Source organism: Frondihabitans australicus (assembly GCF_003634555.1).
GTDB lineage: Bacteria > Actinomycetota > Actinomycetes > Actinomycetales > Microbacteriaceae > Frondihabitans > Frondihabitans australicus.
This window is the reverse complement of the sequence record NZ_RBKS01000001.1, coordinates 3,405,495-3,418,737: the sequence shown is the minus strand read 5'-3', so window position 1 is coordinate 3,418,737 and position 13,243 is coordinate 3,405,495. Positions and strand designations below refer to the sequence as shown.

12 protein-coding genes and 1 pseudogene are annotated in these 13,243 nt (G+C 70.8%); 4 read left to right on the top strand and 9 right to left on the bottom strand.

What is annotated here, in order from left to right; all coding sequences use genetic code 11:
- Positions 1 to 21 precede the first annotated feature (21 nt).
- The 4 genes and pseudogenes from C8E83_RS16345 to C8E83_RS19625 all read right to left on the bottom strand — a co-directional run bounded on the left by C8E83_RS16345 (position 22) and on the right by C8E83_RS19625 (position 1,962).
- Entirely contained in the window at positions 22 to 459 is a 438-nt protein-coding gene (locus tag C8E83_RS16345; RefSeq protein WP_121371126.1) for a hypothetical protein, read from the bottom strand.
- Between the two features lie 185 nt (positions 460 to 644).
- Positions 645 to 1,022 (bottom strand): annotated as a pseudogene (gene crcB / locus C8E83_RS16340) (fluoride efflux transporter CrcB); the annotation flags it as partial.
- Positions 1,019 to 1,462 (bottom strand): fluoride efflux transporter FluC, encoded by a 444-nt coding sequence (locus C8E83_RS16335; protein WP_245981752.1) that lies wholly within the window; start codon positions 1,460 to 1,462, stop codon positions 1,019 to 1,021. The pseudogene crcB and the gene C8E83_RS16335, both read right to left, overlap by 4 nt.
- Complete coding sequence (locus tag C8E83_RS19625; RefSeq protein ID WP_170159976.1) at positions 1,459 to 1,962, bottom strand: universal stress protein; 504 nt, start codon at positions 1,960 to 1,962, stop codon at positions 1,459 to 1,461. Before C8E83_RS19625 ends, C8E83_RS16335 begins: the two co-directional genes overlap by 4 nt.
- Positions 1,963 to 2,109: 147 nt before the next feature.
- On the opposite strand from C8E83_RS19625, the gene C8E83_RS16325 reads away from it, so the two are divergent.
- Positions 2,110 to 2,844, top strand: coding sequence for an endonuclease/exonuclease/phosphatase family protein (locus C8E83_RS16325; RefSeq protein ID WP_245981749.1), 735 nt, complete (start codon positions 2,110 to 2,112; stop codon positions 2,842 to 2,844).
- A 55-nt stretch (positions 2,845 to 2,899) separates the two neighbouring features.
- On the opposite strand, the gene C8E83_RS16320 is transcribed toward C8E83_RS16325, so the two are convergent.
- Together C8E83_RS16320 and C8E83_RS20055 are read right to left on the bottom strand one after the other, a co-directional pair.
- The gene (locus tag C8E83_RS16320; protein ID WP_121371121.1) at positions 2,900 to 4,066 is read right to left on the bottom strand and encodes an RtcB family protein; all 1,167 of its coding nucleotides are present in this window, start codon (positions 4,064 to 4,066) and stop codon (positions 2,900 to 2,902) included.
- Between the two features lie 374 nt (positions 4,067 to 4,440).
- A complete protein-coding gene (locus C8E83_RS20055) occupies positions 4,441 to 7,464 on the bottom strand; it encodes an Ig-like domain repeat protein (RefSeq protein WP_147430212.1) in 3,024 nt (1,007 codons plus the stop codon).
- 170 nt (positions 7,465 to 7,634) lie between these two features.
- Between C8E83_RS20055 and C8E83_RS16310 the strand changes: the two genes are divergently transcribed.
- The 3 genes from C8E83_RS16310 to C8E83_RS16300 are packed head-to-tail and all read left to right on the top strand — an operon-like array spanning position 7,635 to position 10,914.
- The gene (locus tag C8E83_RS16310) at positions 7,635 to 8,303 is read left to right on the top strand and encodes a TetR/AcrR family transcriptional regulator (RefSeq protein WP_121371117.1); all 669 of its coding nucleotides are present in this window, start codon (positions 7,635 to 7,637) and stop codon (positions 8,301 to 8,303) included.
- Positions 8,300 to 8,914, top strand: coding sequence for a hypothetical protein (locus C8E83_RS16305; protein ID WP_121371116.1), 615 nt, complete (start codon positions 8,300 to 8,302; stop codon positions 8,912 to 8,914). Before C8E83_RS16310 ends, C8E83_RS16305 begins: the two co-directional genes overlap by 4 nt.
- Positions 8,911 to 10,914 (top strand): YhgE/Pip family protein, encoded by a 2,004-nt coding sequence (locus tag C8E83_RS16300; protein WP_121371114.1) that lies wholly within the window; start codon positions 8,911 to 8,913, stop codon positions 10,912 to 10,914. Before C8E83_RS16305 ends, C8E83_RS16300 begins: the two co-directional genes overlap by 4 nt.
- Before the next feature lie 15 nt (positions 10,915 to 10,929).
- Here the strand turns inward: C8E83_RS16300 and C8E83_RS16295 are convergent, their stop codons facing one another.
- From C8E83_RS16295 to C8E83_RS16285, 3 genes are all read right to left on the bottom strand, one after another.
- Positions 10,930 to 12,048, bottom strand: coding sequence for a glycosyltransferase (locus tag C8E83_RS16295; protein WP_121371112.1), 1,119 nt, complete (start codon positions 12,046 to 12,048; stop codon positions 10,930 to 10,932).
- 74 nt (positions 12,049 to 12,122) lie between these two features.
- Positions 12,123 to 12,536, bottom strand: coding sequence for a DUF3151 domain-containing protein (locus C8E83_RS16290; RefSeq protein ID WP_121371110.1), 414 nt, complete (start codon positions 12,534 to 12,536; stop codon positions 12,123 to 12,125).
- A gap of 42 nt (positions 12,537 to 12,578) precedes the next feature.
- A complete protein-coding gene (locus C8E83_RS16285; protein ID WP_121371961.1) occupies positions 12,579 to 13,241 on the bottom strand; it encodes a TrmH family RNA methyltransferase in 663 nt (220 codons plus the stop codon).
- Positions 13,242 to 13,243: the final 2 nt, after the last annotated feature.

Sequence of the window (13,243 nt, the reverse complement as noted above, 5' to 3'; positions counted from 1 at the left end):
CGCCCTGCCCTGTTGCGGCCGCTAGGAAGCGACCCGCTGAGCGACGGCCCGGAGCACTGCGGCCTCGGTCTCGCTGAGCTCGATCGTTCTTGCCGCTTCGGCCGCGGGGCGCGTTGCGACGCGCCCTTCGACGTCGCGGTACTGGTCGAGCACGAGCCGGAGCCCCTGACGGAGGAGTTCGCTCTTCTGGAGGTGCGAAGCGGCAGCAACCGCATCGAGTTCGTCGGCGTCCTCGGCGGGCACGCGGAACCGCAGGACGGGTGACTCGGCGCCGCTCCGGCTGAGTGACGCCGGACCTCGACGCGCCCGACGGACGACCTCGCTCCCGGGCACCACGTCGTCGAGGAGAAGTCGGCCGATGGCAACCGCTTCGAGACCCGTGACGGCCTCGGGACGTTCGGCCCACTCGTCGACAGGGCGTACAGGATCGGAGAGTTCCTCGTCGGTGTGCTTGTCCATCAACCCAGTGCCCTTTCGTAGAACGGTCGATACTTCGGCCCGAGCTCCATCGCGTGGAACACGCGCTTGTCTCCAGAGGGGAGAGCGCGCACGAGGATCTCGAGGAGCCGATCGGTCTGCCCGTGAGGCGGCCCGATCACGACGCAAAAACGTATCACAGATGATTTATCTGTGGTACAGAATCGCAGGGCGCCGGTGACGGCGAGGCCGAGAGCGGCCGCGGCGACGCCGAGGACGAGCATTCCGACGCCGTTGAGGAGCGCCAGGCCCCACCGCCGCTGCTCGATCAGGCGCACCGTCTCGACGGAGGCCGTCGAGAACGTGGTGTAGCCGCCCATCACTCCCCCGCCGAGGATCAAGACCCACTCGTGCGGAAGGCCCGCCGTGGCCCCCAGGCCTGTGAACACCCCGAGCCCGAACGACCCGGTCACGTTGATGATCGTCGTGGCAAGGGGGTAGGCGAGCGCGATCCGCGAGCGGATGAGCCCGTCGGCCACGAAGCGCAGCGCGGCACCGACGCCGCCCGCGACGCAGATGGCGGCGAAGACGAGCGGTGCGGTCACGGGGTGGTCTCCGGGACGCGGCGACGGGATGCGCCCGCGGACCTCGCGGCGGCGGCCACGGCGACTCCGGCGAACGCGGCCAGAGCGCCGAGCACGAGCGACGCCGCGGCGTAGCCGAGGGCGACTCCGGTCGCGTGCGGCAGTCGGGAGGCGACGTCGGTGGCGAGGGAGCTGTAGGTGGTGAAGCCGCCGAGCACACCGGTGCCGAGGGCGAGTCGGGCGATCCTGCGACCGCCTTCGTCGGCCCCGCGCCGGGTGAGGGTCTCGAGCAGCAGGCCGAGGGCGAACGCCCCCACGACGTTGATCACGAAGACCGTGAACGGGAAGCCCGTCGTCGAGGCCGGCCAGGCGAGGGCGAGCGCCTCGCGGACACCCGTGCCGAAGGCTCCGCCGAGGGCGACCAGCAGGATCAGAGACGGCCTCTGGTGAAGCGGCCTCACCGCGCTTCGTCCCACGGCAGGGCGTCCTTCGGGCCGACGGTCTCGACCGGGACCACGACGACCGGGCGGGTCTGACGATGCGTGAGGTTCGCCGCGACCGAGCGTGCGAAGAACTCGCGGATGCTGCCGCCGAGCGACGCACGGCGGGCGCCGACGACGATGAGGGCGGCGTCGCGTTCGTCGGCGATGCGGCCGAGGGTGCGCGCGGGGTCGCCGGCGGTCTCGAGGAACTCGATGAGCGTCGACGCCGCGGCCGCCTGGGCGCCGGCGCGCTCGACGATCGCTGGGTCCATGACCTCGTCGATGGCCTCGCCGGCGTCGGGGTCGTACGGCGCCGCGACGACCGTGCCGTCGTCGCGGGTCTCGACGACGAAGCGCGAGGCGTCGACGTGGACGCACAGGAGGGTCGCGTCGAACTTCCGGGCGAAGACGAGGGCCTGGTCGATCACGGCCGACGACTGGTGCGACGTGACGCCGACGACGATCAGCGGATTGCTCATGCGCCCACCTCCGGAGTGCTCAGGCGCGACCAGGCGCGCTCGCTCTGGCCAAAGATTAGGGCACTCGACACCCGTTCGTCTGCGCGGCACCTCGCATCCGGGGTCCGCTCCGAATACGGTTGCAGAGCCCTCCCGGAAGGAACCTTGGTGTCCCGAACCTCCCCCAGCCCGTCGTCGTCCGCTCCCGGCCCCGACGAGCCGCATCACCCCCACGCTTTCACGATCGTCAGCTACAACCTCTGGCACAACAAGGGCGCCTCCGAACTCGGGCATCTGGTCGAGACGCAGGATGCCGACATCCTGTGCCTGCAGGAGGCCACCACCGCGGCTCTTCCCGAGACCCTGCACGGTCTCCACCGCGTCGTGGCGACCGGGGCGAACCGGCTGGGCCTCGCGATCTACAGCCGCGACGAGAGATTCGCCGTCGTCGACACCCGCACCATCGCCCTCGGCAAGTCGATGCACGACCGCGTCATGTCGCCGACGGCCGAGCGTCTCGTCGCCGCGCGCCTGCTGGACCGGTCGACGTCGCGCGAGTTCGTGGTGGCGTCGTTCCACGCCGCTCCGCTCAGCGCCCGCAACTCGGTCCGTCGCGCGCAGATCCGAGCCGCGCACGACCACCTCGCCGACCTCGGCGAGGGCCTGCCGCACATCATGATCGGCGACTACAACTACCCGTGGTTCGCCGGCGGCCTGGCGAAGATGCTCGTCGGCACCGGCCACACGCTCACGCGGCCGTCGTCGGGCACGTACCGTAACTACGGCGTGGTGCGCGGCAAGTTCGACGTGGTCACGTCGATCGGGGCGACGCTCGGTGAGCTCCGCGCTCTGCCGAAGGGTGCGTCCGACCACTTCCCGATCGTGGTGCGCGCCGCCGTCTGAGCTGCCGCACCTTCACACGAGGGCCCCGCACCACACGGTGCGGGGCCCTCGCGCATCAGTCGCCCTTCACGTTGACGATCTGCCACAGCGTGTGCCGGATCGACACCAGCTCGGCGGCGTCCGCCATCACCTGGTCGATCGGCTTGTACGCCTGCGGGATCTCGTCGAGGAACGCGTCGGTGTCGCGGAATTCGATCCCGACCATCGCCTCCCGCAGCTGCTCGTGCGTGAAGGTCTTCCGGGCCTTCGACCGCGAGTACTGCCGGCCCGCGCCGTGCGGCGACGACTCGAGCGCGACCGGGTTACCGAGGCCCTCGACCACGTACGACGCCGTGCCCATCGAGCCGGGGATCAGCCCGGCCTCACCCTTCCGCGCCGAGATCGCGCCCTTCCGCGACAGCCAGACGTCACGCCCGAAGTGGTGCTCCTTCTGCGTGAAGTTGTGGTGCGTGTTGATCCGCTCGAGCTCCTGCACGGGCGTCCCGACCCACTCCGAGACCTGCCTGACGACGCGGTCCATCATCTCCTCGCGGTTGAGCAGGGCGAAGTGCTGCGCCCAGTTCAGCTCCGAGATGTACCGGCCGAACTCCCGCGTGCCCTCGACCAGGTACGCGAGGTCGTCGTCGGGCAGCGTGATCCAGTAGCGCTTCATCAGCGACTTGGCCACCTTGATGTGGTTCTGCGCGATCCTGTTGCCCACTCCCCGGCTCCCCGAGTGCAGGAACAGCCACACGTCGTCGTTCTCGTCGAGCGAGATCTCGATGAAGTGGTTGCCGGAGCCGAGGGTGCCGAGCTGCAGAGCCCAGTTGCCGGCGTACTGACCGGGGTCGAATCCCGCGGCCTCCGCCTTCGCGGTGAGCTCGGCGACTCGAGGCTCGGCGGTGGCCACGATCTTGCTGTTGTACGAGCCCGCCGACGTCGGCACGGCGCGCTCGATCGCCTCCCGGACCGGCTTCCGATCGGTCGGGAGGTCGGACGCCGTGAACTGCGTCTTGACGGCGATCATGCCGCAGCCGATGTCGACGCCGACGGCAGCCGGCATGACCGCGCCGAGGGTCGGGATGACCGACCCGACGGTCGCGCCGAGGCCCAGGTGGGCATCGGGCATGAGCGCCAGGTGCGGAAAGATGAAGGGCATCGTCGACGTGGTGCGAGCCTGGGCCTCGGTGTTCTCTTCGAGGATGCTCGCCCAGCTGATGAGCCGGTTCGTGATCTTCTTCATTGTCCTTTCGATTCTGTGAGGTGGAGCGGGATGCACCCGGGGAGGCGCATCCGGCTCGACCCTGCAGTGGTCGAACAGAACGAGAAGCCCCGGGCCTCATGACGGGCCGGGGCGGATGCCGACACGTGGTCGGCGAGGGGCCCTAGCCCGAAATGGGTTCGCGGAAGTCGCGCTGGTTGAGCTCGAGCTCATAGCGCGGGTGCATCAGGCGTTGTTTCGCCATGACGACTCCTTCCGGGGGCACGTGCCGGGATCGGCACGGAGAACCGAGCCTAGCGGTGCTCCGTCGCGGAACGGAAGAGGCTCTCTCAGATCTGCGGCGTAGATGCCGAGGGCCTCGCACCACACGGTGCGGGGCCCTCGACGTGTCAGCGTCAGGCGCGGTGCGCGCCCCCGCGGCGGCGACGCGAGCCGATCGCGAGCACTCCGCCGAGCAGCAGCAGGAGCACCCCGGCGGCGAGCCAGGGGCCGACCGACTCGGAGCCCGTGAAGGCGAGCGCTGATCCTGCGGCCGCCACGGCCGTCGCGGGCACGGTCACCGAGACGGTCGACCGGCTGGCCGCGAACGAGGGGTCACCCGAGTACGACACGACGACGCTGTGGGTTCCGGCCGCGAGGTCGGTGGTCGAGCACGAGGTGTCGGGCAGCGTCGCGGTGCACAGCACGGTGCCGTCGGGCAGGCTGAACGTGACCGTTCCGGTGGCTCCTGCGGGCAGGCCCTTCGCGGTCAGCGTCGTGCCGGTCGAGGTCGTCATGGCCGAGCCGGCGGGCGCAGGAGCAGCGGCACCCTTCACGACGGTGCTCTGCGGCGCCACGGTGAGACGGATCACGGGCCCGACCGCGGCCGAGTGGTTGTCGTCGCCCGAGTAGTGCGCGGTCACCGCGTAGCTGCCGCCGGCGAGGCCGGCCGGGGTCGCGCAGGAGGTGTCGGGCAGGGTCGCCGTGCAGAGGACCGTGCCGTCGGCGAGCTCGAACGAGACCTTTCCGGTGGCTCCTGCGGGGATGCCGGTGGCGGTGAGCCGCGCGGCGGTGCCGTGGACGGTCGTGGCCGACGGGAGCCCGTTGACCGTGGTGCCGAGGTCGGGCGCGCCCGCCTTCGTCACGCCGAGCGTCGCCGTGACCGCCGTGGTCGACGGCGAGTGCGTCGCGTCGCCGAGGTAGGTCGCAGTTACCTGATACGACCCCGGGGCGAGCGTGGCCGCAGTGGCGCAGGAGCTCGCGGGCAGCGTCGCGATGCAGAGCTGGTTCCCGCTCTGGTCCGTGAACTCGACGGTACCCGTCGCGCCGGAAGCGACGCCGGTCGCCGCGAGCGTCGCCGCGGAGCCGAACGGCACGGTGGCCGACGAAGCGCCGTCGACGGTGTCGGAGAGGGTGGAGGACGCCTTCGCGACGGTGAGCTGCACGGCGGCGCTGGAGGCGGCGGCGTGGTTCGCGTCGCCCAGGTAGTTCGCGGTGACCTGGTACGTGCCCGGCACGAGGGTGGCGGACGACTGGCAGGTCGTCGTGGGCAGAGTCGCCGTGCACAGGACGGTGTCGCCGACGGCGTACTGGACCTTGCCCATGGAGCCAGCGGCGAAGCCGGTCGAGTCGAACGTCGCCTTCGTGCCGTAGACCACCGTGTCGGACGACTTCGAGTCGACCGACGCCTCGAGGGAGGCTGTGGCCTTCGTCACGGCGAGGTCGAACGACGTGCTCGTGGCTCCGGTGTGGGTGTCGTCGCCCGAGTAGGCGGCCGTCACGGTGTAGTCGGAGGCGGCCAGGTCGGTCGCGGTCTGGCAGGAGGTCGCGGGGAGCGTGGCGGTGCAGAGCGTCGCGGATCCTGCGGAGAAGGTCACCGTGCCCGGGTAGCCGGTGGGGATTCCCGACGCCGCGAGGGTCGAGGTCGAGCCGAAGGCGACGGTGCTCGGCGTGGCCGTGCCGGTGAGGGTCGGGGCGGCCGTCTTGCCCACGGGGTAGGTGGAGGAGCCGTCGGAGGCCAGATCGGCGTCGTCACCGGAGTAGGCGGCGTGCACGGTGTGCGAGCCGATCGGGCCGGCCTGCGTGTAGTCGCAGTCGGCGTAGCCGTTCGAGACGGCGACGTCGGCGCAGAGGGTCGCGCCCGTCGTCTGGTCGGTGAAGGTCACGGTGCCGGATGACGGCATGGTCGAGATCGTGGCTCGCATCGTCGCGCTGTCGCCGATCGACGGGTCGCCGCCGAGCAGTCCGATCGACGTCGTCGTCGGCACCTGGAGCGTCTGCGGCTGCGAGTCGGTCGTGAAGGTGCCGAGAGAGCTGTAGCCGGTGAGGCCCTGCGAGTTCGTCGCCTTCACCTGCGTGTAGTACGTCGTGCCCGGCTGCAGGCCGGCCACGGCGAGCGACACGTTCGTCGTCGAGTTCGCGGCGGCCGCCGACGGCGTGGTCGCCGAGCAGATCGGAGAGTCCGAGAGAGCACCGTTCGTCAGCGTGTCGCTGGTCGAGTAGCAGTACTGGATGCCGCCCGCGGGGACGTCTGCTCCGGTGGTGTTCGCCGTCGTCACGGTGGCCGTGAGCGTGGCGGTCGTGGTGCCGACGTCCGAGGTCCCCGGCGCCGAGGAAGTCGGAGCGAGCGGCGACGAGGCGGTGGGGCAGCTGGCGCCGTCGTTCGGGGTGTTGAGCGAGTTGGCCGTCGTGATCTGCACCGCGGCGGGGCTCGCCTGGGTGAGCTGGGACGCGGAGATCTCGACGAGGGCGTGCGTCGTGTTGTCGAAGAAGTACGTGTTACCGGCGGAGTCGACGTACGCGGCGCCCCACGAGTCGCCCGACGATCCACCCGAGTTCGAGACGGGCTTCGACGTGACCGTCACGGTGTTGCTCTGCGCGTTGACGACGCCGATGTAGATGTTCGTGCCGCCCATGCCGTAGACGGTGGCGTTCGTCGGGTTGTAGGCGAGGTCGTAGGCGGCCCACGTGCCCGACGAGCCGTATGTCGACACGACTCCGGTCGTCACGTCGATGCTGGTCCAGGCGCTCTTCGCGCTCGCGGTGAGCAGTTGGTTCGGTGCGATGAAGTCACCACCCGTGTTCTGGGCCGTGACGCCGCTCAGGGCGGAGCTCGTGTGGCTGCCGTCGCTCGCGATCTTGTAGAGCGTGGAGCCCGAGACGCCGTAGATGTAGTCGTCGGCGGGGTTGTAGCCGATTCCGTTGAGGCTCGCGATGGTGCTGTTGTTCGGCAGCAGCGTGTAGGTGTTCGACGAGGGCGAGTACCTGTACATGTTGCCCGCGGACGCCTGATAGAAGTCGGCCGTGCACGAGAAGGCGGGGCCGTCGGTGGCCGCCTGCGCGGGCTCGGCCTGACCGACGACGGTCAGGCTCACGAAGGCGAGCGCGAGCGCGCCCACGGTGGCGGAGGCGTACTTCAGCCCCGTCAGTATTTTCTTCACGTCGGTGGAATCCCTACATTCGCAACGGCAGACGACAATTCCTCAGACGCTACTGACCGCACGGTATGTTTCGGACCTCCCAGTGCGGGTGCCCCCTGTTGGAGTGTGGGCACTTGCACCCCCATCCTTAACTTGCACATGAGCGTGCACTTTAGGCGTACACTCAAAGCATGACCTCGCAGGATCACGCGCCCGCTCGCGTCCGCGCCCCCCGCCGCGACGCCGCCGAGAACCGCGAGTCCCTGATCCGGGCCGCCGCGACGCTCCTCGATCGCGACCCCGGTGCCTCCCTCGACGCCATCGCCGCCGAGGCCGGACTCTCGCGCCGCGCCGTCTACGGCCACTTCGCCACGCGCGACGACCTGCTGCGCGAGCTCGCCCTGCACGGGGCGGCGCGGATCAACGCGGCCGTGGTGAGCGACGGAGCGCCCGACGAGCCCACCGATCCTGCGACCCGGCTCGCCCTGGTCGCCGTGCGCCTCTGGAACGAGGTCGACCACGTGCGCACCATGGCCCTCGTGACCGTGCGCGGGCCCCACATGCTGCTCGTCGGCGACGCCCTCGCGCCGCTGCGCCAGCACGTGCAGGGGATCGTCGAGCGAGGCGTCGAGGCGGGCTCGTTCCGCACCGACATCGACCCAGAGCGCTTGTCGCGACTCGTCGAGAGCGCCGCCATCTCGGTGCTCGACGAGGCGACCCGGCACGGGCTCACCACCGGCGAGGGGCGGCGACTCGTCGCCCTCTCCGCCCTCTCGATGGCCGGCTTCTCGTACGGCGAGGCCGCGCCCTACCTCGAGGCCGCCCTGCTTCTCGACACTCAGAAAGAAGACCTCCCGTGAGACTCACCCTCGACAGCATCGGCATCGGCGACGGCCCCGGTGCCGCCCTTCCCGCCACGAGCGCCGAGGCCACCGCCGACCGCCCGGGTGTGGCCGCGGTCGAGACCGAGGGCGCCCCCACGCTCGCCTCGCTCATCGCAGGGGGCAGGATGCGACCCGAGACCGGCCGAGTGCTCCTCGACGACGCCGACGACCCCGCCGCGATCCGCGAGGCGTTCGCCCTCGTCGACACGCCGACCGTCGCCGAGCCGTTCGCCGACCTCACCGTCGCGACCGTGGTGCGGGAGGAGCTCGCGCTCGCCGACCAGGTGTCGTCGCGCGAGAATGCGCGGCTCCTGCTCGACGCCATCGGACTCGCCGAGCACGAGCGCACCCGCGTGCGCGCGCTGCCGACCGAGGCGCGGATCCGGCTGCTGTGCGAGCTGGCGATCCTGCGCCCCGGAGTGCGCGGCCTGATCGTCACGAGCCCCGAGCGCCACGGCGGCGACACGTCGGCGTGGTGGAGCGTCGTCACCGACATGTCGGCGCGCGGCTACGCCGTGCTCGTCGTCACCGGAGTGGCCGCCGCCCTCCACATCGAGAACCTCCGACCCGAAAGCTCTGCACGATGAAGATCGTCACCCTCGTCCGCTCCGAGCTCGCCCGCCTCACGGCGTCGTCGCTCGCCCGTCTCGCCTTCGTGGCGCTGATGACGGTGCCGCTCCTCTACGGCGGCATGTACCTCTGGGCCAACCAGAACCCGTACGCGAAGCTCGACCACATCCCGGCCGCGATCGTGAACCAGGATTCGGGCGGCACCGACTCCGCGGGCCACGCCGTCAACTACGGCGACAAGGTCGAGAAGCAGCTCGTCGACGGCAAGGACTTCGACTGGCACGTCGTGAGCGCCTCGCAGGCCGCCTCGGGCCTTGCGGCTGAGACGTACGACTTCGTCTTCACGATCCCCTCGTCGTTCTCGCGCGACCTCACCTCGGCATCGTCGACCGACCCGACGGCCGCGAAGATCCACCTGACCACCAACGACACGACGAGCTACCTCTCGTCGACGATCGCCGACCAGGCGGGCAACACCATTCGCGCCGCGGTCACGGCCGAGGTCGGCAAGACCGCCGCGAAGACCCTCCTCGTCGGGCTGAACGACGTGCGCACGAACCTCGCGACTGCGGCCGACGGGTCGCAGAAGCTCGTCGACGGGGCCACGAAGCTGAAGTCGGGGCTCGACACGGCGAGCGCAGCGTCCGCGACACTCTCGTCGGGAGCAGCCTCCCTCGCCTCCGGCGCCGCCTCCCTGAACGGAGGGCTGCAGTCGCTGAAGTCGCAGACCGCGGCGCTGCCGTCGCAAACGCAGCAGCTGGCGACGGGCGCGGCGCAGGTGGCGCAGGGCGACAAGTCGCTCGCGTCGTCCGTCGACGACGCGGCCTCCACCGCGCAGAAGACCGTCGACGGGCTGCCCGCCGCGAAGGCGGCCGCGACGGCCGCGCAGACGAAAGCGCTCACCGCGATCTTCACGCAGGCCGCCGAAGCGGGCACGCCGTTCACTCCCGAGCAGCAGAGACTCATCGAGGGCTACGCGACGTCGGCGGGCGAGGCTTCGTACGCCCAGCTGAGCAACGCGGCGAACGCCGCGAACGGGCAGCTGAAGACGCTGAAGAGTGCGACGGATCAGCTCGCGACGGGCTCGGCGCAGGTCTCGGGCGGTGCGGCCACGCTCGCCGCCTCGGCTCCTGCGCTCACCTCGGGCATCTCGCAGGCGGCATCGGGGTCGGAGCAGGTGTCGAGCGGCGCGGCCTCCGTCGCCAGCGGCGCGGCATCGTTGAAGAGCGGCCTCGGCACGCTCGACACCGGCGCGGGGCAGCTCGTCGACGGCACCGCGAAGCTCACCGGCGGGCTCAACGACGGCGTGAAGAAGATCCCGGCGACGACGGCCGCGACGCGCGACAAGCAGGCCGCGGCGATCGCCGACCCGGTGTCGATCAAGGACTCCTCGATCGCCAGCGCCGGCAACTACGGCGCGGGCCTCGCACCGTTCTTCATCAGCCTGGCCGCGTGGATCGGCATGTACGCGCTGTTCCTCATCATCAAGCCGATCTCGAAGCGGGCGATCACGGCGATCAAGGCGCCGGCGCGCATCACGCTCGCAGGATGGCTGACCCCCGTCGTGCTGGGCGTCGTCCAGATGCTCGCCCTCTTCGCCATCGTGAAGTTCGCGCTCGGGTTCGACGTGCACTCCTGGCCCGGGATGATCGGCATCATGATCCTCGCGTCGGCCACGTTCGCCGCCATCATCATGATGCTCAACGTGCTGCTCGGCAGCGTCGGGCAGTTCCTCGGCCTCGTGCTCATGCTGATCCAGCTCGTCACGGCAGGCGGCACGTTCCCCTGGCAGACGCTGCCGGGGCCGCTCGCCGCGCTGCACTTCGCCCTGCCGATGAGCTACGCGGTCGACGGAATCCGGCAGCTCATGTACGGGGGCAGCGGCGCTGCGGCCGGGCATGACGCGCTCGTGCTTCTCGCCTGGCTCCTCGGAGCCCTGCTCGTGACTTTCGTCGCGGCTCGCAGGATGACGAAGAGCCGCACCCTGAGAGACCTCCGCCCGAGCCTGATCGGCTAGCGGCGCGGGGGCGGGTCAGCGGCCGGCCAGGCGGGCGAGCTCCTCCTCGTAGCGCGCGCAGACGCCGTCCCAGGTGTAGTGCTCGCGGGCCCGGGCGAGAGCCGCGGCGGCGAGTCGATCCTGCGTCGCGGGGTCGTCGAGGACGGCGGTGACGGCCTCGGCGATCGCGTCGGCGCGCGGCTCGACGAACAGCCCGGTGTCGTCGAGCACTTCCCGGTTGTAGACGGTGTCGCGGGCGACGATCGGGATGCCGCAGAACATGGCCTGGACGAGGGCCGGGTTCGTCCCGCCGACGCTGTGCCCGTGGAAGTACGCGCCGGCGTGCTGCCAGAGCGCGAAGAGCCGGTCGTCGTCGCTGACATGGCCGAGCCAGTGCACCCGGTCGTTCGCGTCGGCGAGCTGCGCGACCCGTTCGTCGAGCTCGCCGCCGTAGCCGCTCGACCCGACGATGATCACGTCGTGGGTCTTCGCGATGACCGCTGCGGCCTCGATGAAGGGCTCGATCGTGTTCTCCGGCACGAAGCGCGCGACGACCAGGGCGTAGCCGCGATGCGTCGACTCCGGCGGCACCGGCAACGATCGGGGCTCGTCGCCGCCGTAGGGGATGAAGGTCCCGTCGACCCCGAAGACGCGCGACCAGTAGCGGGCGATCGCCTTCGCATCGCAGACGAGCCCGTCGCCCCACCACGCCGTGGTGCGGGCGCCCGCACGGAACACGGCCTTGGCGAGCGTGCCCCACTTGGCGCGCTCCCACTCGATGCCGTCGACGTTGACGAGGGTGGGCACGCCGCGGAGCTTCAGCAGCGGCAGCCAGAATCCGTGCGCGACGTTCATGACCAGGGCCACGTCGGGCTTGCGCAGGGCCGCGTCGAGCACCGCGGTGAACCCGTACGACAGCGTCGAGAGCGACTTCGTCTCGACGCCGCGCGTGATCCGAGTCGCCACGCGCGGGTCGCGGGTGGGGTCGTCCTCACGCTGCGCGCCGTCGCGTCCGTAGACGGTGACGTCCCAGCCGTGGTCGGCGAGGTACGGCGCGATGCGTCGGACGGCGGTCTCGAATCCGCCGTAGTAGCTGGGGTACCCCCGCGTGCCGATGAGGGCGACCGTTCGGTTCGATGTCGTTCGGGTCGGCATCCGCTCACTGTAGCGGGAGGGTCGAGCGCACGTCAGCCCCGCCTCCGCGGGGCACGCGCGTCAAGCGAGGGGCGTCACGCGGCCTCGATCGACGCGGCCGCGGTCGGGTCGGAGTCGTCGAGGAAGGTCGTGAGGCGCTCGACCTCGCCCGCCTCGCCGATCGCCGCGGCCCCGCGACGCAGCGCGTAGAGGGCCCGGAGCACACCGCGGTTCGGCTCGTGCGACCACGGCACCGGGCCCTGACCTCGCCAGCCGGCCTTCCGCAGGGCGTCGAGCCCGCGGTGATAGCCGACCCGTGCGTACGCGTAGGCCTCGAGGTCGCGACCTGCCGCGCTCGTCTCGTCCGACAGCAGCGCCCACGCGAGCGACGACTCGGGGTGCGCGGCGACCACCTCGGCCACGGGCGTGCCCGCGGCGAGCGCGGAGAGCACCTCGGGTTCTTCGGGAAGGAGGGTCTCGGGCACGCCGAGCAGATTGGTGGCAGGCATGAGACCACGGTAGCGGCCGGGAGGCGCCTCGGCTCCTGCGCCTCAGGTGAACGAGACGTGCTGCAGGATCCAGGCGTGCATGACCACCGCGGCGGCGGCACTCGCGTTGATGCTGCGGGTCGAGCCGAACTGCACGATCTCGACGATCGCGTCGCTGGCGGCGATCGCCTCGGCCGAGAGCCCCGGGCCCTCCTGACCGAAGAGCAGCACGCAGCGCTCGGGCAGGTCGAACGTCTCGATCGGCACGGAGCCGTCGACGTTGTCGACGGCGAGCACGGGCAGGTCGTGCTCGCGAGCCCAGGCGGTGAAGTCGGCGATGGTCTCGTGGTGGAGGACGTGCTGGTAGCGGTCGGTGACCATGGCGCCGCGCTTGTTCCATCTCCTGCGCCCGATGATGTGGACGGTGTCGGCGGCGAAGGCGTTGGCGCTGCGCACGATCGAGCCGATGTTGAGGTCGTGCTGCCAGTTCTCGATGGCGACGTGGAACGGGTGGCGGTGGGCGTCGATGTCGGCGACGATCGCCTCCATGGTCCAGTAGCGGTAGCGGTCGATGACATTGCGGGTGTCGCCCTCGGCCAGCAGCTCGCGGTCGTAGCGGTCGTCGGCGGGCCACTCGGCCTCGGGCGCGGGCCACGGGCCGACGCCGTGGGTGGTCCGCTCGACACTGGGTTCCGGTCGTGAGGCGACGGGCGTCGTGCGCTCGATCG

Coding starts and splice junctions, on each gene's coding strand:
- C8E83_RS19625 (WP_170159976.1), bottom strand. CDS start 1,962: ATGAGCAATCCGCTGATCGTCGTCGGCGTCACGTCGCACCAGTCGTCG.
- C8E83_RS16310 (WP_121371117.1), top strand. CDS start 7,635: ATGACCTCGCAGGATCACGCGCCCGCTCGCGTCCGCGCCCCCCGCCGC.
- C8E83_RS16300 (WP_121371114.1), top strand. CDS start 8,911: ATGAAGATCGTCACCCTCGTCCGCTCCGAGCTCGCCCGCCTCACGGCG.
- C8E83_RS16295 (WP_121371112.1), bottom strand. CDS start 12,048: ATGCCGACCCGAACGACATCGAACCGAACGGTCGCCCTCATCGGCACG.
- C8E83_RS16320 (WP_121371121.1), bottom strand. CDS start 4,066: ATGAAGAAGATCACGAACCGGCTCATCAGCTGGGCGAGCATCCTCGAA.
- C8E83_RS16345 (WP_121371126.1), bottom strand. CDS start 459: ATGGACAAGCACACCGACGAGGAACTCTCCGATCCTGTACGCCCTGTC.
- C8E83_RS16290 (WP_121371110.1), bottom strand. CDS start 12,536: ATGCCTGCCACCAATCTGCTCGGCGTGCCCGAGACCCTCCTTCCCGAA.